This window comes from Saccharothrix longispora (assembly GCF_030852425.1).
In the GTDB taxonomy this organism is placed as follows: domain Bacteria; phylum Actinomycetota; class Actinomycetes; order Mycobacteriales; family Pseudonocardiaceae; genus Actinosynnema; species Actinosynnema longispora.
This window is the reverse complement of sequence record NZ_NSDM01000012.1, coordinates 328,596-347,518: the sequence shown is the minus strand read 5'-3', so window position 1 is coordinate 347,518 and position 18,923 is coordinate 328,596. Positions and strand designations below refer to the sequence as shown.

General features: G+C 71.1%; 21 protein-coding genes and 1 pseudogene. 6 read left to right on the top strand and 16 right to left on the bottom strand.

Features of this window, described 5'->3' with window-relative positions; translation table 11 throughout:
* Together CKY47_RS27095 and CKY47_RS27090 are read right to left on the bottom strand one after the other, a co-directional pair.
* The coding region (locus CKY47_RS27095; protein ID WP_306749092.1) for a hypothetical protein at window positions 1–1,190 on the bottom strand (1,190 nt) is incomplete at its 3' end.
* Window positions 1,191–1,441: 251 nt separating this feature from the next.
* Window positions 1,442–1,621, bottom strand: coding sequence for a hypothetical protein (locus CKY47_RS27090; protein WP_306749091.1), 180 nt, complete (start codon window positions 1,619–1,621; stop codon window positions 1,442–1,444).
* A gap of 536 nt (window positions 1,622–2,157) precedes the next feature.
* Here CKY47_RS27090 and CKY47_RS27085 point away from each other — a divergent pair.
* The gene (locus tag CKY47_RS27085) at window positions 2,158–2,496 is read left to right on the top strand and encodes a VOC family protein (protein ID WP_306749090.1); all 339 of its coding nucleotides are present in this window, start codon (window positions 2,158–2,160) and stop codon (window positions 2,494–2,496) included.
* A gap of 24 nt (window positions 2,497–2,520) precedes the next feature.
* On the opposite strand, the gene CKY47_RS27080 is transcribed toward CKY47_RS27085, so the two are convergent.
* The 3 genes and pseudogenes from CKY47_RS27080 to CKY47_RS36990 all read right to left on the bottom strand — a co-directional run.
* Complete coding sequence (locus CKY47_RS27080; protein ID WP_306749088.1) at window positions 2,521–2,643, bottom strand: hypothetical protein; 123 nt, start codon at window positions 2,641–2,643, stop codon at window positions 2,521–2,523.
* A gap of 74 nt (window positions 2,644–2,717) precedes the next feature.
* The gene (locus CKY47_RS27075) at window positions 2,718–3,020 is read right to left on the bottom strand and encodes a hypothetical protein (protein WP_306749085.1); all 303 of its coding nucleotides are present in this window, start codon (window positions 3,018–3,020) and stop codon (window positions 2,718–2,720) included.
* A 49-nt stretch (window positions 3,021–3,069) separates the two neighbouring features.
* Window positions 3,070–3,492: pseudogene (locus CKY47_RS36990) on the bottom strand (maleylpyruvate isomerase N-terminal domain-containing protein); the annotation flags it as partial.
* 84 nt (window positions 3,493–3,576) lie between these two features.
* Between CKY47_RS36990 and CKY47_RS27070 the strand changes: the two are divergent.
* Together CKY47_RS27070 and CKY47_RS27065 are read left to right on the top strand one after the other, a co-directional pair.
* Window positions 3,577–4,779: a GNAT family N-acetyltransferase gene (locus CKY47_RS27070; protein ID WP_306749084.1), complete on the top strand. Its 1,203-nt coding sequence runs from the start codon at window positions 3,577–3,579 to the stop codon at window positions 4,777–4,779.
* 61 nt (window positions 4,780–4,840) lie between these two features.
* Entirely contained in the window at window positions 4,841–5,578 is a 738-nt protein-coding gene (locus CKY47_RS27065) for a hypothetical protein (protein WP_306749082.1), read from the top strand.
* 18 nt (window positions 5,579–5,596) lie between these two features.
* On the opposite strand, the gene CKY47_RS27060 is transcribed toward CKY47_RS27065, so the two are convergent.
* The 7 genes from CKY47_RS27060 to CKY47_RS27030 are packed head-to-tail and all read right to left on the bottom strand — an operon-like array spanning window position 5,597 to window position 10,879.
* Window positions 5,597–6,373 carry a hypothetical protein gene (locus tag CKY47_RS27060; RefSeq protein ID WP_306749079.1) on the bottom strand — a complete coding sequence of 259 codons (777 nt, stop codon included), beginning with the start codon at window positions 6,371–6,373 and terminating at the stop codon, window positions 5,597–5,599.
* 1 nt (window position 6,374) lies between these two features.
* The gene (locus CKY47_RS27055; RefSeq protein WP_306749077.1) at window positions 6,375–8,093 is read right to left on the bottom strand and encodes a WXG100 family type VII secretion target; all 1,719 of its coding nucleotides are present in this window, start codon (window positions 8,091–8,093) and stop codon (window positions 6,375–6,377) included.
* Complete coding sequence (locus tag CKY47_RS27050; RefSeq protein WP_306749074.1) at window positions 8,090–8,395, bottom strand: type VII secretion target; 306 nt, start codon at window positions 8,393–8,395, stop codon at window positions 8,090–8,092. Before CKY47_RS27050 ends, CKY47_RS27055 begins: the two co-directional genes overlap by 4 nt.
* Before the next feature lie 28 nt (window positions 8,396–8,423).
* Window positions 8,424–8,918 carry a YbaB/EbfC family nucleoid-associated protein gene (locus CKY47_RS27045; protein ID WP_306749073.1) on the bottom strand — a complete coding sequence of 165 codons (495 nt, stop codon included), beginning with the start codon at window positions 8,916–8,918 and terminating at the stop codon, window positions 8,424–8,426.
* Window positions 8,919–8,971: 53 nt separating this feature from the next.
* Complete coding sequence (locus tag CKY47_RS27040) at window positions 8,972–9,778, bottom strand: Fpg/Nei family DNA glycosylase (protein ID WP_306749071.1); 807 nt, start codon at window positions 9,776–9,778, stop codon at window positions 8,972–8,974.
* Window positions 9,771–10,412, bottom strand: a complete 642-nt coding sequence (locus tag CKY47_RS27035) for a hypothetical protein (protein ID WP_306749069.1) — start codon at window positions 10,410–10,412, stop codon at window positions 9,771–9,773. The genes CKY47_RS27040 and CKY47_RS27035 overlap by 8 nt, the downstream gene beginning before the upstream one ends.
* Window positions 10,412–10,879 carry a ribose-5-phosphate isomerase gene (locus CKY47_RS27030; protein WP_306749067.1) on the bottom strand — a complete coding sequence of 156 codons (468 nt, stop codon included), beginning with the start codon at window positions 10,877–10,879 and terminating at the stop codon, window positions 10,412–10,414. Before CKY47_RS27030 ends, CKY47_RS27035 begins: the two co-directional genes overlap by 1 nt.
* A 27-nt stretch (window positions 10,880–10,906) precedes the next feature.
* Here CKY47_RS27030 and CKY47_RS27025 point away from each other — a divergent pair, with 27 nt between their 5' ends.
* The gene (locus CKY47_RS27025; protein WP_306749065.1) at window positions 10,907–11,623 is read left to right on the top strand and encodes a 2-phosphosulfolactate phosphatase; all 717 of its coding nucleotides are present in this window, start codon (window positions 10,907–10,909) and stop codon (window positions 11,621–11,623) included.
* A gap of 216 nt (window positions 11,624–11,839) precedes the next feature.
* On the opposite strand, the gene CKY47_RS27020 is transcribed toward CKY47_RS27025, so the two are convergent.
* Together CKY47_RS27020 and CKY47_RS27015 are read right to left on the bottom strand one after the other, a co-directional pair.
* Window positions 11,840–13,195 carry an aldehyde dehydrogenase family protein gene (locus CKY47_RS27020; RefSeq protein ID WP_306749063.1) on the bottom strand — a complete coding sequence of 452 codons (1,356 nt, stop codon included), beginning with the start codon at window positions 13,193–13,195 and terminating at the stop codon, window positions 11,840–11,842.
* A 67-nt stretch (window positions 13,196–13,262) separates the two neighbouring features.
* Window positions 13,263–13,877: a DsbA family oxidoreductase gene (locus CKY47_RS27015; protein ID WP_306749061.1), complete on the bottom strand. Its 615-nt coding sequence runs from the start codon at window positions 13,875–13,877 to the stop codon at window positions 13,263–13,265.
* A 211-nt stretch (window positions 13,878–14,088) separates the two neighbouring features.
* On the opposite strand from CKY47_RS27015, the gene pepN reads away from it, so the two are divergent.
* A complete protein-coding gene (gene pepN, locus CKY47_RS27010) occupies window positions 14,089–16,650 on the top strand; it encodes an aminopeptidase N (protein ID WP_306749058.1) in 2,562 nt (853 codons plus the stop codon).
* Window positions 16,651–16,792: 142 nt separating this feature from the next.
* Here pepN and CKY47_RS27005 read toward each other — a convergent pair whose 3' ends face one another.
* Together CKY47_RS27005 and CKY47_RS27000 are read right to left on the bottom strand one after the other, a co-directional pair.
* Window positions 16,793–17,065, bottom strand: a complete 273-nt coding sequence (locus CKY47_RS27005; protein WP_306749057.1) for an HC3 family zinc finger protein — start codon at window positions 17,063–17,065, stop codon at window positions 16,793–16,795.
* Entirely contained in the window at window positions 17,065–17,913 is an 849-nt protein-coding gene (locus CKY47_RS27000; RefSeq protein WP_306749056.1) for a helix-turn-helix domain-containing protein, read from the bottom strand. Before CKY47_RS27000 ends, CKY47_RS27005 begins: the two co-directional genes overlap by 1 nt.
* A gap of 115 nt (window positions 17,914–18,028) precedes the next feature.
* Here CKY47_RS27000 and CKY47_RS26995 point away from each other — a divergent pair, with 115 nt between their 5' ends.
* Window positions 18,029–18,907, top strand: coding sequence for a helix-turn-helix domain-containing protein (locus tag CKY47_RS26995; protein ID WP_306749055.1), 879 nt, complete (start codon window positions 18,029–18,031; stop codon window positions 18,905–18,907).
* Window positions 18,908–18,923: the final 16 nt, after the last annotated feature.

Here is an 18,923-nt window from a genome sequence, read left to right as displayed (position 1 = left end):
TACACCCTATCCGATATCTGATCAATCAACGAACCACTAGCCCGCTCGTTGATGTCAGGAACATCTTCGATTATCTTTTTTACCCTAAGCAATTTCCCTGCAAACATATTCTTCTTCAGAAAATCCGTGACACTTGCGTCATCTACGCACGTAGAGATTGTAGCTTGCAGTTGTTGACGTTCCGTCGTTCCGCCGCGTCCGGAGTTTTTAGCGATGTTGACCAACCGCTGCAATTCACCGTCGTCATCTACGTTGAACCGAACATCTCTGAGTTCCTGCCGTAGTCTCCGAAGAACTTCAGCATTCCAGAACGAGGGGAAGAAAAACTCGATCGCCTGATAATAGGCGAGATATTGCAGTAGCGGCATCCCGGTAGCGGAGCGCGCATAGAAGTAGAGGTCCGTAGCTGGCTTTGCATAGCGATTTTTCGGCATCGCCAAAGGGGCGCTTTCATCGTTCCGGCGGAGGTAGCCTCCCCCGCCGATGGGCGAACGAGATTCTCGCTGGAGAATAATAGCGACACCGAACCGAATATCGATCTCGAAGAATAATGCGCTTGCGTAGCGCTCAAGCAAATCGAGGAGGTCGTCGTGACGATCAATTGTCACACCTCTAATCTCCATACTGACCAGTGGGTTAGGTTCCCGGTATGGCCGCCTCGCGAGAGCTGCGAGACGTTCCGTCGCAGGAGAAAATTCGATCGCCAAGGGAGTTGCCGCAGAAGATACTTCTAACTTCCAGTAATTGTACAGAACGTCTTCATCGACATCGGCGAGTGCAGATTCATCAACATCCTCGAACTCGTGCGCTTCCTCTGACTGAGAGCTGTCATCTTTCTTCACCGCCTGGACGCCTGGAAGGTGGCGCAACTCCCGAGGAATAGACCCGAATCTGCCCACCGACCGCACAAAAGCTTCGATCACCCCTGTTGATCGGTCGAATATTGCTTGATACTCGCCCAGAAATACCACGTCGCCGATGCCATCTCTGATGAGCACGCGAGCAATAGCTGGATTGACATGAAGAGCGCGCGTATTTCTTCCATTCGGGATCGACAAAGTTAAGGATGTCGTGCCGCCATCTTTTTTGGCGACATAATCGAGGCCGGCCGCTATTGCCAGCGTCACGAGCCCGTCCCTGGCGTCACCAAATTCAGGTTGACCAGGGCCGCTGTTCTGATCAATTCTCATAATCTACCTCTCACGACGCAACGACATGCAATATTTCACGTGTGAAGCGCCTGGTGCAACGAACGTTGCCGAATTTAGCTCTACGGGATCAAGGCGCGCCGCCTGCGGCAGCGCGCGGCTGAGACCTGCTCACGTTGGCACCGACTCCCACATCACGGCACGCCGGGCTTCCGCTTCGCTCCGCCCGTCGGCCGCGCGCGGAGTCGGTGCACGTGGCCGGGTGGCGGCGCGCTACAGCTGGGGCGGTCAGGTCACCGCAGATTTGCCAGCTCGACAGTCGGGACGATCGCGTGGTCATGCGGCTTGATCGGGCTGGGCACGGCGATCGACTGCCGCGACGGCTGCGCCGCCTTGCCATCGAGGTAGGCGACTCGGCGATGAAGGCCCAGGCGCAGGCACGCAAACGGGCACCACCCCGAGGCGGCCAGCACGGTGGCCGAGTGTCGGGGTGGTGCCCGGTGGAGGCTGCGACATGCCATCGCCGCCCGTGCCCCTCGCGTGCCCCATCTCAGGGTCAACAGCGGTCAATCAGGGGTACGGACGGTCAGGATGGCAGCATCAGTGCTGGTCAGAGGGTTAGCTGGTCAGGAGCTTGATCGCTGCCAGACCTTCCAAGCTGGTCATGCGGGTTCGATTCCCGTCACTCGCTCTTCCTCAAAACTCCTGGTAGGCCTCTTGCGGACCGTCCCACGTGGACGATCTTGTGCTTTCGGGCGATCTTCCGTGCCCCTCGCGCGCCGGCCCGCCGACGGGCCGGGGGACGCGGCCGCACCCGCCCCTCCGCCGACAGGAACTCGTCGGCTCTCCCTTCCGCCACGGGGACGAGGTCGGAGGCGGTCACGGCGGCGCGGTGCGCCGTGAGTCCACATCGGACTGTCCCGGTGCTCGTGCCGCCGACTGGCGGCAGGTGATCGGGAGAGCGTTCGTCGACGTGCCGGACGGCCTCCGGGTCGCACATGATGGAGCCATGCGACTCGATCAGCTCGTCGTGGATTGTCGGCATCCCCGGGCGCTCGTGCGGTTCTGGGCGGCGTTGCTCGGGGGTGACGCCGTCGACCGGTCCTCCGGGTGGTCGCACGTCGTGCCGCCCGGTTGGCCGCGCATCGCCTTCCAGCCCGTGCCCGAGGACAAGGCCGTCAAGAACCGGCTCCACCTCGACATCGCGGTCGACGACATCGGCGAGGCCACGCGTCGTGCCGTGGAACTGGGGGCGACCCGCCAGGGGGATGTGCAGACCGACGAGGCCGGCAGCTTCCAGGTGTTGACCGACCCCGAGGGGAACGAGTTCTGCTTCGTCACCACATGACTCGCCGGTCACGTGCCGGGGCCGTCACCTGCCGTAGGCGGTGACCGCTCGCCACAGGGCTTCGCCGAACCTGACCGCCAGGAACACCATGAGCACGCCGACGGCGACGGTCACCAGGCATCTCAGGACCAGCGACAGGTTGCGCACCCGGACAGTGTCCTCCCCGAGGGGCCCGTTCACCGCAGTTTGCGGTGAACCGCGCCGGAACGGGGCCGACCGGGTTACACCGTCACGCCGGCCACCGCCTCGCGCAGCGCGCGCACCGCCGCCACGTCGCCCTCGACCGACAGCGCCGACTCGTCCCCGCGTCCCCACAGCCACAGGTCGACGTCGGACGCCGAGCCGCTCACCACGGCGTCCGGGGTGGCGTCGGGGCAGAAGTCGACGATCCCGGGGTGCAGGGCGACGGTCCACTCGCGGCCGGGGACGCGGAGCGCCACGGCTCGGCCGGACGTGTGCGCGCGGGGTGGCTGGTGGCAGCCGAGCCACAGCCTCAGCACCTCGTCGACGCCGTCCGCGGCCAACGCCGGTTCCAGGGGTGCCCCCCCGGCCGTTGGCGGCTTGCACGTCCACCCGGTGCACGGCCGTCTCGTGGGCCATGCGGCGCAACCAGAAGCCGAGGGTCCGGTCCCACGGGCACCACGTGGGCGCGGTCGCCGTGGCACGTGCCGGGTCGAGGACCATCAGCAGCGACGCCGCGCCGATCCGGTAGCGGTCCACCGGGTCGGCGGCCGGGGCGGTGTCGGCGGAGTCGATGTCGGCCGGGTCGGGGCCGTCCGGCGCCGGCTCGGTGGACGGGCGCGCGCCGTCGGTCACCCAGCGCGTCACGTGCCGGTGGACCGTCGTCACGTGCTCGACGAGGTCCCGCACGGTCATCCCGGGGCACGCGGGCACCGGGTTCCCCAGGCGGGTCGGGTCGACCGCGTCGGCCAGGGCCGTCGCCTCGGCGCGGAGCGCGAGGGCCAACGCGTGCGGGTTCAACTCCTGCCGGTCCACGGGTGCAGCATCGCCGACCACGACCACCCACCGCGACCCTCAATCGGTTCGCGCGGCGGCGACGACCGGCGTATGAACGTGGTCATGGCGCTCACCGTTCGCACCCTGACCGCGGCCGACCTGCCGCGCTTCCAACGCATGATCGACTCGGCGTTCCAGTCCGACACCGTCGACGCGGAGCGGTGGCGCCACCTCTTCGAACCCGAGCGCCACCACGCGGTGTTCGACGGGGACGAACTGGTCGGCGGCGGTGGCATCCAGACCCGCGAGGTCACGGTGCCGGGTGCGGGGCCGGTTCCGGTGGCGGCGGTGACGGCGGTGGCCGTGAAGCCGGGGCACCGCAGGCGCGGGGTCCTCACCCGGGTCATGACGGCCCAGCTGCACGGCCTGCACGAGGAGGGCCGTGAGGCGGTCGCGGCGCTGTGGGCGTCGGAGGCGGGCATCTACGGCCGGTTCGGCTACGGGCTCGCGGCGGAGTTCACGCGGCTGTCGGTGCCGCGCGGCGCGGCGTTCCGCGCGGACGTCCGCACCGGGGACGCCAGGGTGCGCGAGGTGGAGCGCGACGAGGCGATGCCGGTGCTCAAGGCCCTCTACGAGGAGCTGCGCCCCGGCCGCACGGGCTGGTTGAGCCGCGTGGACGCCAACTGGGAGCACCAACTGGCCGACGAGGAGCGCGACCGCGGCGGCCTCACCGCCTACCGGTACGTGCTGCACCCCGACGGGTACGCGGTGTACCGGGTGAGGGGCGACTGGCAGGAGCGCGGCCCGCGCAACGAGGTGCACGTGCGCGAGATCGCCGCCCGCACCACCGAGGCGTACGCCTCCCTGTACCGCTACCTGCTGGACCTCGACATGGTGGGCGAGCTGAAGTTCTACACCGCCTCCGACGACCCGGTCACGCACCTGCTGGTCGATCCCCGGCTGGCGCTGCGCGGCCGGTCGGACTCGTTGTGGGTGCGCCTGGTGGACGTGGACCGCGCGCTCGCCGCCCGCCGCTACTCCTCCGACGTCGACGTGGTGCTGGAGGTCGAGGACGACTTCTGCCCGTGGAACGCGGGTCGCGTCAGGTTCACCGTGAAGAGCGGGAAGGCCACTCTCGAACGGGTGACGGACGATCCGGACGTGCGGTTGACCGCGCGGGCGTTGGGCGCGGCGTACCTGGGCGGCACGAGGCTGGCCACGCTCGCCCGCGCCCAGCAGGTGCACGAGGTCGCGCCGGGTGCCGTGACCGCCCTCTCGCACGCCTTCCTGGGTGATCACGAGCCGCACTGCCCCGAGGTCTTCTAGGCCCTTCGGGAACCCACACCGGTCACCGTGCGTTGTCGTGGCACAGGCACCGGGAGGGTTGATGGGCACCGGGATCGTGCTGCTCGTGCTGCTGGTTCTCGTCGTGGGCGCCGGCTGGTACTACGCGAAGACGGCCGCCGCGAGGCGGCAGCGGGAGTTGGAGGACGCGCAGGCCGACGCACGGCGCTGGGTGGAGCGGCTCGGCGGCCAGGTGATGAACCTGACCGGCACGGACGTGGCCTCGCAGCAGGCGATGGCGGACGCCTCGGAGCGGTTCACCGCGGCCGGGTCGCAGATGGAGCAGGCACGCACGGTGGAGCAGTGCCGGCTGGTGACGCAGACCGCGATGGAGGGCCTGTACTACGTGCGGGCCGCGCGCACCGCGATGGGCATCGACCCGGGTCCCGAGCTGCCCGACCTCACCGGTCAGGGCCGCGCGGGCAAGGTGTCGGAGAACCGCGACGTCGAGGTGGAGGGCCACCGCTACGTGGCCTCGCCGCAGCCCGGTTCGCGCACGCCGCACTACTACCCCGGCGGCATGGTGGCCGGTCGGCCGGTGCCGCAGGGCTGGTACTCGGAGCCGTGGTGGAAGCCGGCGCTGGTCGCGGGCGCCTGGGGCGTGGGCTCGATGCTGCTGTTCAGCGCGATGTTCTCGGGCATGGCGGGCGTCGCCTACGCGGACGGGTTCGCCGACGGTCAGGCGGCCGACGGCGGTGACGGTGGTGACACGGGCGGCGACTTCGGCGGCGACTACGGCGGCAGCGACTTCGGCGGCGACTTCGGCGGGTTCGACTTCTAGCGCGCTCCGGCCGGCGCCCTACCCGTCGCGGCGGGTCAGGGCGTCGGCCAGCGCCTTGCGCACCGAGCCGTCGCCGACCGACGCGAGGTAGTCGGCGAACTTGAGGCTCGGGGCCCCGGTGCCGCGCGACACGACGGCCGCCAGGTGCACGAGCACCTTCGGCGAGCTGTCCACGCGCACGAGGTCGCCGCCCAGGCCGACGGCGAGGCGTTCGTCGACCTGCGCCACGGCCGCCGCCAGGTCCGCGAGCTGCACGCCCAGGTCGAACGACGGCCGCTCGCCCGACGCCAGCCGGTCGGTCCCGCGCCGCACCACGGCCGCCACGTCGTCCACGACGCGCGGCAGCGCGCGCTTGTCCAGGGCGAACGCCAGCTGCCAGTCGAAGTACTCGGTGTCGGCGATCCGCACGAGCGCCCGCAGCGCGCCCACCCGTTCGTCCTCGGTGCCCTTGGGGTCGGCGAAGTCCTCGCCCAGCCCGACCGCGCGGGCCAGGTGCGCGAACGTCTCGTCCACCGAGTAGCGCCGGTCGACCAGCTCGCCGCGCCACGGCGCGGCGTCCGGGTCGGCCGCCGCGTCCACCACGGCCCGGTAGCCGTCGAACTCGCCCCACGTGGCCAGCGCGCAGCACGCCAGGAACCGCTCGTAGGGCGCGCCGGTGGCCAGGACCTGGCGCAGCGGTTCGATCCGCGCTGTGTACCGGTCGTCGTCGAACGCGGCGTTGATCACCTCGTCCGGGTCGCCCACCGGGTGACCGTCGAAGTCGGTGTAGAGCAGTTCCCTGACCCGGCTGTCCACCTCAGACATCGTATGGCCCCTGGATGTACTCGGCCGGGACCGTGCCCTTGATCAGCCACTCGCCGTCGCGACGGGTGTTGAGCAGGCCCTGGAGGCGGCTGATGATCGACTCGGTCTTCCCCTTGGACAGCCCCAGGTCCTCGGCGAACCTCCGCACCTGGTCGGGGGTGGCGTCGTGCGGCAGGGTCACGTCGACGTCGCGCCCGGCGAGCCGGTCCACCTCGCCCTGGAGCGACGCCTCCACCTTGGCCGGCGGCAGGATCTCCACGTCGGTGACCTTGCCCGCGTCGATGTCGGCCTGGAGCCGCTCGTGGTCGAGGCGGACCTCCTTGTTGCCGTACAGCTTGGCGTCCGCGCCCTCGACGCTGAACGAGGTGTACGGGCTGTCGGCCTTGGCCGCCTTGTCCTTGCCGCCCAGCACGTGCTGCCACGGCTCGGTCTTGCCGTGCGGGTTGGCGGGCACCAGGTTGCCGTCGGCGTCGAGGTGCGACTTGCGGATGCCGCCGCTGTTGACGGTGTTCGGGAAGTGGTCGTCGCGCCGGATGATCTTCGGCCCGGACCCGCCGCCGCCACCACCCGACACCGGGGTCACGGGCGGCGCGGTCGTGGAGGACGGCGTGGTCGTGCCGCCGGACGGTCCGTGCGCCACCGGGGGCGCGGTCACCGGCGCGCTCGACGGCGAGGTGGTCCCGGACGGGGTCGTGCCGCCGGACGGTGCGTGCGTCACGGGCGGCGCGGACACGGGGGCGCCGGACGGCGTGGTCGTGCCGGCGGGCGGGGTGTGCGCGGGCGGGGTGTGCGTCGTCGGCGGCGCGGACACGGTCGGTCCCGACGTGCCCGACGTGCCCGACGGCGCGGTCGTCCCGGACGGCGTGGTCCCGCCCCGCGGCTTCACGTCCGGCGAACCGGGCAGCGTCACGGGGTCGGGCGTGCGCGGCGCACCGGGCGCGTCCGCCCGCTTCAGCGCCCGGAGGCCCCTCTTGATCGCCTCCCAGATCTCCCCGAGCCGGTTCATCAGCGGCCGGAGCCTGCCGACCGACCGGACCAGCTTCGTGATCACGTCGGAGATCCGGTTGACCCACTTGGCGATGATCGCCACGGCGGAGGCGACCACGTGCGGCGTGGCGAAGCCGAGCGTCACGGCCTCCTCCGCCAGCCACTGCGGGATGCGGGCGACGAGCGTGGCCACGCACTCGGCGACGAGGTCGCGCACGATGCCGCGCACCGTCCCGACCAGCACGCCGACGACCTGCACGACCGTGCCGACGGTGGCGGAGCACCCGGCCGCCGCGGTGATGTGCTCGGCCTGCTCGGCGACCGACCGGCGGTACGCGTCGGCCGCGGCGCCCGTCCAGCCGGCCGTGCCGCGGCCGACCTCGGAGGTCAGCGCCTCGTGCGCCCGGCCGACGGACTGCGACACGTTCTGCCACGTCGCGGCGTACGCGGCGATCTGGTCGGCGTCGCCCGCCAGCCAGTTCAGGGCGTCGCGCAGCGGCCCGACGTGCTCGATGATCCACGACACGGCGTACTGGAGCAGCGTGCCCAGCGGGTCGAGGGCGAGCGAGAGCATCTCCAGGCCGGTGCCGGCGAACCCGAGGCCGCCCTCGACCCAGGACCCGGACGACACGCCGTTGTAGAGGTCCGCGGCGGACTCGGCGATGCCGATCCCGGTGTAACCGGTGGTGGAGTCGCGGCGTTCCGCCACCAACGGGTTGTTCACGCCGCACCGCCCGCGAACGCGGAGGCGTTGCCCCGGTCGACGTCCTCGTAGTCGTCGGCCGCGCCGCGCACGGAGGCGATGGTGTCGCCGACGGACGTCACGCACTCGCTCAGCGACTCGATGCCCGCGCCGCTGACGAACGACACGATCGGCGGGAACATCGTGCAGATTTTCCCGTACGCCTCACCGGACATGCTGACCTGGCGGGCCGCGTCCAGCGCCTGGTTGAGCTGGTCCTCCACCCCGCGCAGCCGGTCCGCGTGCCCGCGCAGCTCCTCGACCGGGACCTCGTAACCGCTCACGTTCCGCCCCTCAAGCACTCGATGCCCCTCACTCGGTGACCGAGGGGCCTTCCCAGTCGTCGTCGTCCTGAACGGGTCGCCGCGTGGGCGGCGGCGGTGGTGGTGCGGTCGGACGGACCTGGTCCGCCCAGGGCGGGGTGTCCGACGGTGGTTCGGGGAAGCGCCGGCGGTACGACGAGACCAGCGCGTCGGCGGTTCCCGGTTCCCGGATGCCGACCGCGCCCACCACGTCGGAGACCGCGCCGGCGATTCGGGATTGCGCACGGCGCATGGTCGTCAGGATGGTCGCGGCGAGCTGCGCGCCGCCGGAGGCCCGTTCGCTGATCTCCAGGGTCTGCATGGCCCCGGTGGCGTCCACGGTGAGCCGCACCAGGCCGTCGCGGGACACCTCGGTGATGCTCACCCCGGCGACCTGCCTGCTCATCTCCTGGTACTTCTCGGCCTTGGCCGTCACGCCCGCCGCCCAGCGGGCGATCTCCTGCTCCGTGCGCACCTCGTCGCCACCGAACACGGGATCGGTCACCGCACGCCCCCTCCATCTCCTGCGTGACAGGATCGTGCGGGGACGGTATTCCGTTAGCGCGCCGGCTGGCAGCGGGGGCACCAGTAGAGGTTGCGGCCGGCGAGTTCGGCGGCGGCCACGGGCGTGCAGCACAGCAGGCACGGCTGCCCGGTGCGCCGGTACACGTAGACCTCGCCGCCGTGCCGGTCCTCGCGCGGCGCGCGGCCGGTGACCTCGGGCAGGTGCTCGGGCCGCACGGTGTCGATCCGGCCGACCTTCACCCCGGCGCGCATGAGCACGACGAGGTCGAGCCACATGTCGTCCCACAGCGCCTCGTCCAGGTCGCGGCCCGGGACGTAGGGGTTCAGGCCGTGCCGGAACAGCACCTCGGCGCGGTAGACGTTGCCCACGCCCGCGAGCACGGACTGGTCCATCAGCAGCACGGCGATCGACTGGCGGGACCTGGAGACCTTCGCCCACGCCAGGTCGGGCTTCGCGTCGCGGCGCAGCGGGTCGGGGCCGAGGCGGGCGCGCAGGGCGGCGACCTCGTCGTCGGTCAGCACCTCGCACCGGGTGGGCCCCCGCAGGTCGGTCCAGTGCGTGGGGCCGACCACCCGCATCCGCACCTGGCCGACGGGCTCGGTGACCGGGTGCGGCGACTCGGTGAACCCGCCGTACAGGCCGAGGTGGACGTGCACGGTCGCGTCCGGCCCGTACACGTGCAGCAGGTGCTTGCCGTGGGCCTCGGCGCGCTCGAACAGCCTGCCGTCGACGGCGGACGCGGCGAACCTGCCCTGCGGGCTCGACACCCGCACGACCGAACCGGCGTAGCGGCGCTGGTGCAGGCGGGCGAGGCGGTGCAGGGTGTGGCCTTCAGGCACGGAACGGGACCACCGGGTTCAGGTAGAGGCGGACGAGCTGCCGGGAGTCGCGGCGCAGCAGGCGGCGGGCGGGTTCGACGGCGCGCTCGGGGGCGTGCGCGGCCAGCACCGAGCACAGCGCGGCGAGCTGGGCGTTCCGGTCGAAGTCCGGTTCGTCGGTCCGGTCGAGGCCTCGGTCGAGCACGGCGGTGAGCGCGTCGGCGGTGCCCGGCTCGTCGGCGGCGTACCGCAGCGGCCAGCCGAAGAACACCTCGTCACCGAGGCCGATCAGGGCGTTCACGGCGGCGAGCCGCGCGGCCGACGAGGTGAACCGGCGACCCTCGGCGACCGCGCCCGCCAGCTCCGGGAACGTGCCGTCGCGGTCCTCGGCGACCAGGGTGTTGAACCACGGCGAGCGCCGACCGGCCTCGGCGATGCCCTCCACCACCGGGTAGACCGGGTCGTGGCCCCACGACGCGAGCGCCACCACCGCCAGGTAGCGGTGGTGGCGCCGCGCCGAGTCGTCGGTGACGACGGCGCGCAGGGCCGGCACCCGTTCGAGGTAACGGGGTTCGTCGAACGCGGCCTCGATCACGGTCCGCGGCTCGGTCAGGTAGGTGCCGTCGAGGTCGCGGAACAGCAGCTCGCGGATCATCAGGGCAGGGCGGGGGCTTCGCCGGTCCGCTCGTAGTCGGCGAGGATGCCGATGCGGCGGGCGTGCCGCTCCTGCCCGGAGAACGGGGTGGCCAGGAACGCCTCGACGATCGCGAACGCCTCCTCGGTGGTGTGCATCCGCGCGCCGATGCCCATCAGCTGGGCGTCGTTGTGCTCGCGGGCGAGCTTCGCGGTCTCCACGCTGTAGGCGAGCGCGGCGCGGGCGCCGGGCACCTTGTTGGCGGCGATCTGCTCGCCGTTGCCGGAACCGCCGATCACGATGCCCAGGCTGCCGGGGTCGGCGACGACCCTGGTGGCCGCCTCGATGCAGAACGGCGGGTAGTCGTCCTCCGCGTCGTACACCGCCGGGCCGACGTCCACGACGTCGTGGCCTGCGTCGCTGAGGTGCTTGGCGAGGGCGGTCTTCAGCTCGAAGCCCGCGTGGTCCGATCCCAGATAAACGCGCACGTCAGGGAGTCTGCCATCCTCGACCGAATGTTCGGTCAAGAGGGTTGCCGGCTCCGGCTGGAGTGGGGTGGCGAGGGCGTCGCCGCGCTCGGGGGGCGGTGCGCGGTGCTCGTCGTGGTGGACGTGCTGTCGTTCACCACGGCGACGGACGTGGTGGTGGCGCGGGGCGGTTCGGTGCGGCCGGTGCGGTGGGTGGACCGGGAACGGGCCGCGCGGCCTGTCGACCCGTCGTGGTCGTTGCGGCCGTCGTCGCTGGTGGGCGTGCCGGCGGGGGTGGAGCTGGAGCTGCCGTCGCCCAACGGTGCCACGTTGTGCGCGATGGCGGCGGACACCGGGTCGATCGTGCTGGCGGCGTGCCTGCGCAACGCGCGTGCGGTGGCGGCGGCGGCGTTGTCGTCGGCGGACGGCGGGCCGATCGGCGTGGTGCCGGCCGGTGAGCGCTGGGGGATCGACGTCGCCAGCCCCCGGACGGCGGCGTTCGGGCCGCTCCGCCCGGCCGTCGAGGACCTGCTGGGCGCGGGGGCGGTGGTGTCCGCGCTGCTCGACCACGGCTCCGCGTCGGTCGAGGCGGGGATGGCGGCCGAGGCGTACCGGCGGACGTCCGTGGTCGACGCGGTGGCGGGGTGCGTGTCGGGGCGCGAGCTGATCGCCGCCGGGCACGCCGCCGACGTGGCCCTGGCCTGCGAGGTCGACGTGAGCACCGCCGTCCCCCGCCTGGTCGACGGCGTCCTCCGCCCCACCTGACCCGCGAGTCGTAACCCCGACCCGCGCGAGTCGTAAATCCAGGTCGCGCGAGTCGTACGTCCAGGTCGCGCGAGTCGTACGCCCGGGACCCCCGAGTTCTACGTTCAGGACCGCCTTACCTACTCGCGAGTGTAGAACTCGCGGGGGCTGGACGTTGGACTCGCGCGGCCCGGACGTACGACTCGCGGGGGCTGGGGGGACGACTCGCGGGTGGGGTCAGCGTTGGACGGACTTCAGCTCGGTGAACTCGGCCAGGCCGTGGGGGCCGAACTCGCGACCGTTGCCGGACTGGCGGTAACCACCGAAGGGGGCGCTGGTGTTGAAGGCCGCGCCGTTGATGTCGACCTGGCCGGTGCGGAGGCGGCGGGCGACGGCGAGGGCGCGGTCGGGGTCCGCGGAGAAGACCGCGCCGCCCAGGCCGTAGATGGTGGAGTTGGCGATGCGGACGGCGTCGTCCTCGTCGCGGTAGGGCATGACCGACAGGACCGGGCCGAAGATCTCCTCCTGGGCGATCGACATGTCGGGTGCCACGTGGCCGAAGACGGTGGGCGCGACGTGGTGGCCGCGTTCGGTGGGGCGGTCCGGGCCGCCCAGGGCGAGCTTCGCGCCCTCGGCGATGCCGGCGCGGATGTGGGCGACCACGCGGTCGCGCTGGGCGGCGGAGACGGCCGGGCCCAGGCGGGTGGCGGGGAGGGCGGGGTCGCCCGGCTCGTACTTCGCGGCGGCGGCCGCGGCGACCTCCAGGGCCTCGTCGTGCCGGTCGGCGGGCACGAGGAGCCTGGTCCACGCGCTGCACGCCTGGCCGTTGTTCATGAACGCGTTGGCCACGCCGATCTTCACCGCGCGGGTCAGGTCGGCGTCGTCCAGCACGACGTTCGCGGACTTGCCGCCCAGTTCGAGGGCGACCCGCTTGACCGTCTCGGCGGCCAGCGCGGACACCCGGCGTCCGGCGCGGGTGGACCCGGTGAACGACACCATGTCCACCATCGGGTGCGCCGCGAGCGCCTCCCCGACCACCGGGCCCGTGCCGTGGACGAGGGAGAACACGCCTTCGGGCACGCCCGCGCCGTGCAGCACCTCGCTCAGCAGGTCGGCGGTGAACGGCGCCAGCTCGCTCGGCTTGAGCACCACGGTGTTGCCCGCGGCGAGGGCGGGCACGACCTTGGCGACCATCTGCTGCAACGGGAAGTTCCACGGCGTGATGGCCGCGACGACGCCGACCGGCTCACGCAGCACGAGCGAGTTGCCGATCTCCTCACCGTCGAAATAACCACTCGAAAGTGTCGTCTCGATGCCGCGGACGATGCCGATCGGATTAGGGACCTGCACCTTCGAGGCGAAGGTGATGGGCGTGCCCATCTCCGCCGTCATCGTGGACGCCAGCTCGTCGGCCCGCGCCGCCAGTCCGTCGGCCACGGCCCGCACGACCGCGAGCCGGTCGGCCACGGACGTCGCCGCCCACCCGGGGAACGCGGCGACCGCCCTGGTCACGGCGGTGTCGACGTCACCGGCGGTGCCCGCGCGGACGGTGCCGACGACTTCTTCGGTGGTCGGGTTGACGACCTCGATCACTGCGACTCCCGGACGACGGTGTGACACTCCACGAAGAAAACAGCCTCAGAGTGTCACGCCGCGCGGCTCAGGAGAAGTTCAGCTTGCCGGTCCGGGTGCGCTTCAGCTCGTAGAACTCCGGGTAGCTCGCCAGCGCCACCGCGCCGTCGAAGACCTTCAGCGCGGCCTCGCCGCGCGGGATGCTGCTCAGCACCGGCCCGAAGAACGCCACGCCGTCGATGTGGATCGTGGGCGTGCCGACGTCCGTGCCCACCGGGTCCATGCCGCGGTGGTGGGACGCGCGCAGGTCCGCGTCGTGCTCGTCGGTGTGCGCGGCCCCGGCCAGCTCGGCGGGCAGGCCCACCTCGGCCAGCGCCTCCACCACGACCGCGTCCCAGTCCTTGTCGCCCTGGTTGTGGATGCGGGTGCCGAGCGCGGTGTACAGGTCGCGCAGCACGCCGTCGCCCTTGAGCTTCGCCGCCGCGATGGCCACGCGCACCGGCCCCCAGCCCCGGTCCATCATGTCGCGGTAGTGGTCGTCCAGGTCGCGGCCCTCGTTGAGCACCGACAGGCTCATCACCCGGAAGTCGAGGTCGATGTCCCGCTGCTTCTCGACTTCGAGGATCCATCGGGACGAGATCCACGCGAACGGGCAGATCGGGTCGAAGTAGAAGTCGACCTTCGTGCGTCCCTCTGTCGACATGCGGTGCTCTCCATCCGTGCGTGCGGCGGGCCGACCGCCGGTGCGGTCCCCCGATCCTGCACAACCAACCGGACCCGCGCAGTCTTCCCTCGGACGCCAGTCCACTTCCGGTCGTCCCACGTGATTGGATGCGGGAGTCGTGTTCACCCGCACGACACCCTTCCCCGTTCCGACGAGGTCAGCGCCCCGTGCGCCGGCAGACGAGGTGACCATGGCGGCACCCAACCTCACCCGCGACCAGGCGCAGCAGCGGGCTGCGCTGCTGGAAGTCGACTCCTACCGGATCGAGCTGGACCTGACCGACGGCGGCGGAAAGCCCGGGTCGGACACGTTCCGCTCCACGACGACGGTGGCGTTCCGCAGCCGGACGCCGGGCGCGTCATCGTGGGTCGACGTCGTGGCCGCCACCGTGCACCGCGCCGTGCTCAACGGCCGCGAGATCGACGTGTCGTCCTACCGCGAGGAGGACGGCCTGCACCTGCCCGACCTGGCCGACGTCAACGAGCTGACGGTCGAGGCCGACTGCCGGTACATGAACACCGGCGAGGGCCTGCACCGGTTCGTCGACCCGGTCGACGGCGAGGTGTACCTGTACTCGCAGTTCGAGACCGCGGACGCCAAGCGCATGTTCGCGTGCTTCGACCAGCCCGACCTGAAGTCGGTCTACTCACTGAAGGTCACTGCGCCGCACCACTGGAAGGTGGTGTCCAACGCCCCGATCATGTCCACTGAGGACGGTCCGGGCGGCGCGGACGTGCACACCTTCGAGACCACCAAGCCCATGTCGACGTACCTGGTCGCACTGGTCGCGGGGCCGTACGCGGAGTGGCGCGACGAGTTCACCGACGGGGGCACCACGATCCCGCTGGGCATCTACTGCCGCGCGTCGCTGGCCCCGCACATGGACGCCGAGCGCCTGTTCACCGAGACCAAGCAGGGCTTCGGCTTCTACCACGGCGCGTTCGGCGTGCCGTACCCGTTCGGCAAGTACGACCAGTGCTTCGTGCCCGAGTTCAACGCGGGCGCGATGGAGAACGCCGGCTGCGTCACGTTCCTGGAGGACTACGTCTTCCGGAGCCGCGTCACCCGCTACCTCTACGAGCGCCGCGCCGAGACCGTGCTGCACGAGATGGCGCACATGTGGTTCGGCGACCTGGTGACCATGCGCTGGTGGGACGACCTGTGGCTGAACGAGTCGTTCGCCACGTGGGCGTCCGTGCTGGCGCAGGCGGAGGCCACCGAGTACCGGCAGGCGTGGACGACGTTCGCCAAGATCGAGAAGTCGTGGGCCTACCGGCAGGACCAGCTGCCGTCCACGCACCCCGTGGCCGCCGACATCCCGGACCTCCAGGCGGTCGAGGTCAACTTCGACGGCATCACCTACGCCAAGGGCGCCTCGGTGCTCAAGCAGCTGGTGGCCTACGTCGGGCTGGAGAACTTCCTGTCCGGCTTGAAGGTGTACTTCGGCAAGCACGCCTGGGGCAACGCCACGCTCGCCGACCTGCTCGGCGCGCTGGAGGAGGCGTCCGGCCGCGACCTGTCGTGGTGGAGCGCGCAGTGGCTGGAGACGACCGGCCTGAACCTGCTGCGGCCGAAGTACTCGGTCGACGCCGAGGGCCGGTTCACCGAGTTCGCGGTGCTCCAGGGCGGCGCCCGGCCGGGCGCGGGCGAGCTGCGCACCCACCGGCTGGCGGTCGGCGTGTACGACGCCGACGAGTCCGGCAAGCTGGTGCGCACCCACCGCGTCGAGCTGGACGTGTCGGGCGAGCGCACCGAGGTGCCCGAGCTGGTCGGCGTGCACCGCGGCAAGATCGTGCTGGTCAACGACGACGACCTGACGTACTGCACGATGCGGCTCGACCCCGACTCGCTGGCGTCGCTGATCGACCACATCGCCGACATCGCCGAGCCGCTGCCGCGCACGCTGTGCTGGTCGGCCGCGTGGGAGATGACCCGCGAGGCCGAGCTGAAGGCACGCGACTTCGTGAACCTGGTGCTGGGCGGCCTGCACGCGGAGACCGAGGTCGGCGTCGTGCAGCGGCTGCTGCTCCAGGCCCAGACCGCGCTGTCGTCGTACGCCGACGCCTCGTGGCGCCACGAGGGCTGGGCGCGGTTCACCGCGAAGACGCTGGAACTGGCCCGCGCCGCCGAGCCCGGCTCCGACCACCAGCTGGCGTTCGTGAACGCCCTGGCCGGGTCCGTGCTCGACGACGCGACCGTCGCGGTGCTGCGGAGCTGGCTCGACGGCACCGACTCGCTGCCCGGCCTCGACGTCGACACCGACCTGCGGTGGCGGCTGTTGCAGGCGCTGGTCGCGCACGGCGCCGCCTCGCTGGAGGACATCGCCGCCGAGGAGGAGCGCGACCCCACCGCCACCGGTCGCCGGCGTGCCGAGTCGGCACGCGCCCTTCGCCCCACGGTCGAGGCGAAGACCGAGGCGTGGGACCGCGCGGTCAACGACGACGAGCTGCCCAACGCGGTGTCGGAGGCCGTCATCGCGGGCATCCAGCACCCCGGCCAGAAGGCGCTGCTCCAGCCGTTCGTGGAGCGCTACTTCGCCGACGTGGCCGACGTCTGGGACCGCCGTTCGAGCGAGCGCGCCCAGTCGATGGTGGTGGGCCTGTTCCCGTCGTGGTCGATCGCGGAGGAGACCGTGAAGGCCGCTGACGCGTGGCTGGCCGAGGAGCGTCCGCCGGCCCTGCGGCGGTTGGTGTCGGAGGGGCGCGCGGGCATCGTGCGCGCCCTGGCGGCCCAGGAGTTCGACCGGTCCTGAGCGGCCGGGCAGGAGAGGTGGGGGGCGGCATCCACGGGTGCCGCCCCTCAGCCGTTCCCGGACCGGTGTCGGCGGAACCGCGAGGCGGTGGAACTGCGAGGCGGCGGTCGGGAGGTCGCACGGGTGGGCGGGACGGGCACCGTCACCGGGTCACCGCGGGAATTCCGGGGGTTCGCGCGGACACGTCGGCCGCGCTGAGCTGGTGCGGGATCGGGAGGATTCCCTCCGCGGCCCGCCACGCGGCGTCGCAGTCGCGGCAGGTGGGCCACGACCATTCCGCCTTGCCGAGCCGGCCGGCCGGGATGGTGACTTCCTCGCCGCACAGGGTGGTCGTTTCCTCGTAGGCCACGGCGTCCTCTTTCACGGCGTGGCGCTTGCCGTTGTGCGGCAGCCAGCGGAACGGGCGGAATGACATCAGCGGCCCCTTTTGTCGTAGGCGTCGGCCCAGTGGGCGAAGACTTCCCTGGATTGTTCCGCCGACAGCACGAGGTGGCTCAGCGCCCGCATCTTCGCCTCGTACTCGGCGATGACGGCCGGGTCGTCGTGGAAGACGGTGGCGCTGTCGGTCTCGGTGTAGGCCAGCGGTTTGGTGGGCGGGGTGAACGTGAGCAGGGTCGCCGGGTTCCTCAGCGCGCCGTGCGAGTTCGCCGCCATCGGGACCACCAGCAGGCTGAAGTTCGACCAGCCGCACATCAGGGCCAGCCTGAGCATCTGGTCGCGCATCACCTTCGTCCCGCCCACGACCAGCCGCAGCGCCGCCTCGTGCACGAAGACCACCGTCTCCGGGCCGGTCGGGCGGCGCAGGTTGTCCTGGCGGGCGGCGCGGGCGCGGGCGACCGACCGGTCACCAGTCAGGGCGGTCGCGTAGTCCTCCGTCTGCGCCAGGCTCGGCACGGTCAGCGGCTCGTAGGCCATCACCGTGCGCGCCGCGTTCTCGTGCAACGTCAGGGCCAGCAGCGTGTCGGCCGACGGGGTGTTGCGGCGCACGAAGTTGCCCGTGTCCGCCTCGACGGCGATGGCCAGCACCCGATCCCGGGTGGCCTTGTCCGCACCGCAGCGGCCCAGCAGCGTGCCGATCTCCCACGGGCTCGTGCCCCGGCTGCCGGTCTCCAGCTTCGACAGCTTGCCCAGCGACCACCCCAGCGCCTCGGCGACCTGCGCCGAGGACATCCGCGACCGGTGCCGCACCCTCCGCAGCTCCTCCCCCAACTCCCTGCTCCGCGCCGTGCTCAGGCGCGCCGGGACCTTTTCCTCTTGCTCCAACATTTCCCCCCGCAACGGAATAGATTTGCGCAGCAGGATGTAGGGAGCCGGAATTTTCGTCAACACCCTCATCGGGCGACCACCAGTACCGGTGGTCCCACCTTAAGCTTGGGTTATGCATCGAAGCACCTCCCGGGCCATCGCGCTTGGTGCGCGTATCAGAAACGCCCGGGAAAGTCGCAAGCTCAGCCAGCGCAAGCTCGCCCGACAACTAGGAGTATCAGATTCGTTGCTTTCGCGCAGCGAAACGGGGAGCAGGTTCCTCGCCCGGGACGAAGTGGAATTGATCCTGAACGCCCTGGAGGTGGCGGGTCCGGAGCGGGACGGAATCCTGGACTTGGCCGCCGACACGAGCGGCTCGCCGTTGCACGTCATCGACGTTCCGCAGGAGCGCATCCAACTGGCCTGCCTGATCGACATCGAGGCCATGGCGGCGGAGATCGTCAACTGGTCGCCACAGCTCGTGCCCGGCCTGCTCCAGGTCCCCGGCTACACGCGGTCGATCATGGAGCGCGCCCGGAAGCCCCGGAACGAGATCGACGCGCGGGTCGCGCTGCGGATGGGGAGGAGGGCGGTGCTGACGCGCGACGACCCGGTCCGCTACACCGCCGTCATCGGCGAAGGGGTGCTGAGCCAGCGGTTCGGCGACCCGGAGGTCATGCTGGAACAACTGTCGCACCTGCTCAGGATGGGGGCGGAACCCCACGTCGACCTGCGCGTGATGCCGAGCGCCACCGACTGGCACCCCGGTCACGACGGGCAGTTCTCGCTGCTGATCGACGACGCGGCGGTCTCCTACGTCCACTTCGAGAACAACGTCAGCTGCCTGTTCGTCCAGGAGGAGGACGTGGTGGCCCGCTACCGCGGCTGGGTGCCAAGGTTGCTGGAGACCGCGCTGAGCCGGGAGGAGTCGGCCTCCCTGATCACGCGGCACCTCGACGGCCTGGAGGGTGCGCATGGAGGTTCGGTGGAGGAAGTCGAGCAGGAGCGGTAGCGCCAACGACTGCGTC

Excerpts from the sequence above, each read along its gene's own strand:
- CKY47_RS27025 (WP_306749065.1), top strand. The coding sequence starts at position 10,907 with ATGTTCGGTCAAGAGGGTTGCCGGCTCCGGCTGGAGTGGGGTGGCGAG.
- CKY47_RS27015 (WP_306749061.1), bottom strand. The coding sequence starts at position 13,877 with ATGTCGACAGAGGGACGCACGAAGGTCGACTTCTACTTCGACCCGATC.
- pepN (WP_306749058.1), top strand. The coding sequence starts at position 14,089 with ATGGCGGCACCCAACCTCACCCGCGACCAGGCGCAGCAGCGGGCTGCG.
- CKY47_RS26995 (WP_306749055.1), top strand. The coding sequence starts at position 18,029 with ATGCATCGAAGCACCTCCCGGGCCATCGCGCTTGGTGCGCGTATCAGA.
- CKY47_RS27070 (WP_306749084.1), top strand. The coding sequence starts at position 3,577 with ATGGCGCTCACCGTTCGCACCCTGACCGCGGCCGACCTGCCGCGCTTC.
- CKY47_RS27085 (WP_306749090.1), top strand. The coding sequence starts at position 2,158 with ATGCGACTCGATCAGCTCGTCGTGGATTGTCGGCATCCCCGGGCGCTC.
- CKY47_RS27065 (WP_306749082.1), top strand. The coding sequence starts at position 4,841 with ATGGGCACCGGGATCGTGCTGCTCGTGCTGCTGGTTCTCGTCGTGGGC.
- CKY47_RS27005 (WP_306749057.1), bottom strand. The coding sequence starts at position 17,065 with ATGTCATTCCGCCCGTTCCGCTGGCTGCCGCACAACGGCAAGCGCCAC.
- CKY47_RS27035 (WP_306749069.1), bottom strand. The coding sequence starts at position 10,412 with ATGATCCGCGAGCTGCTGTTCCGCGACCTCGACGGCACCTACCTGACC.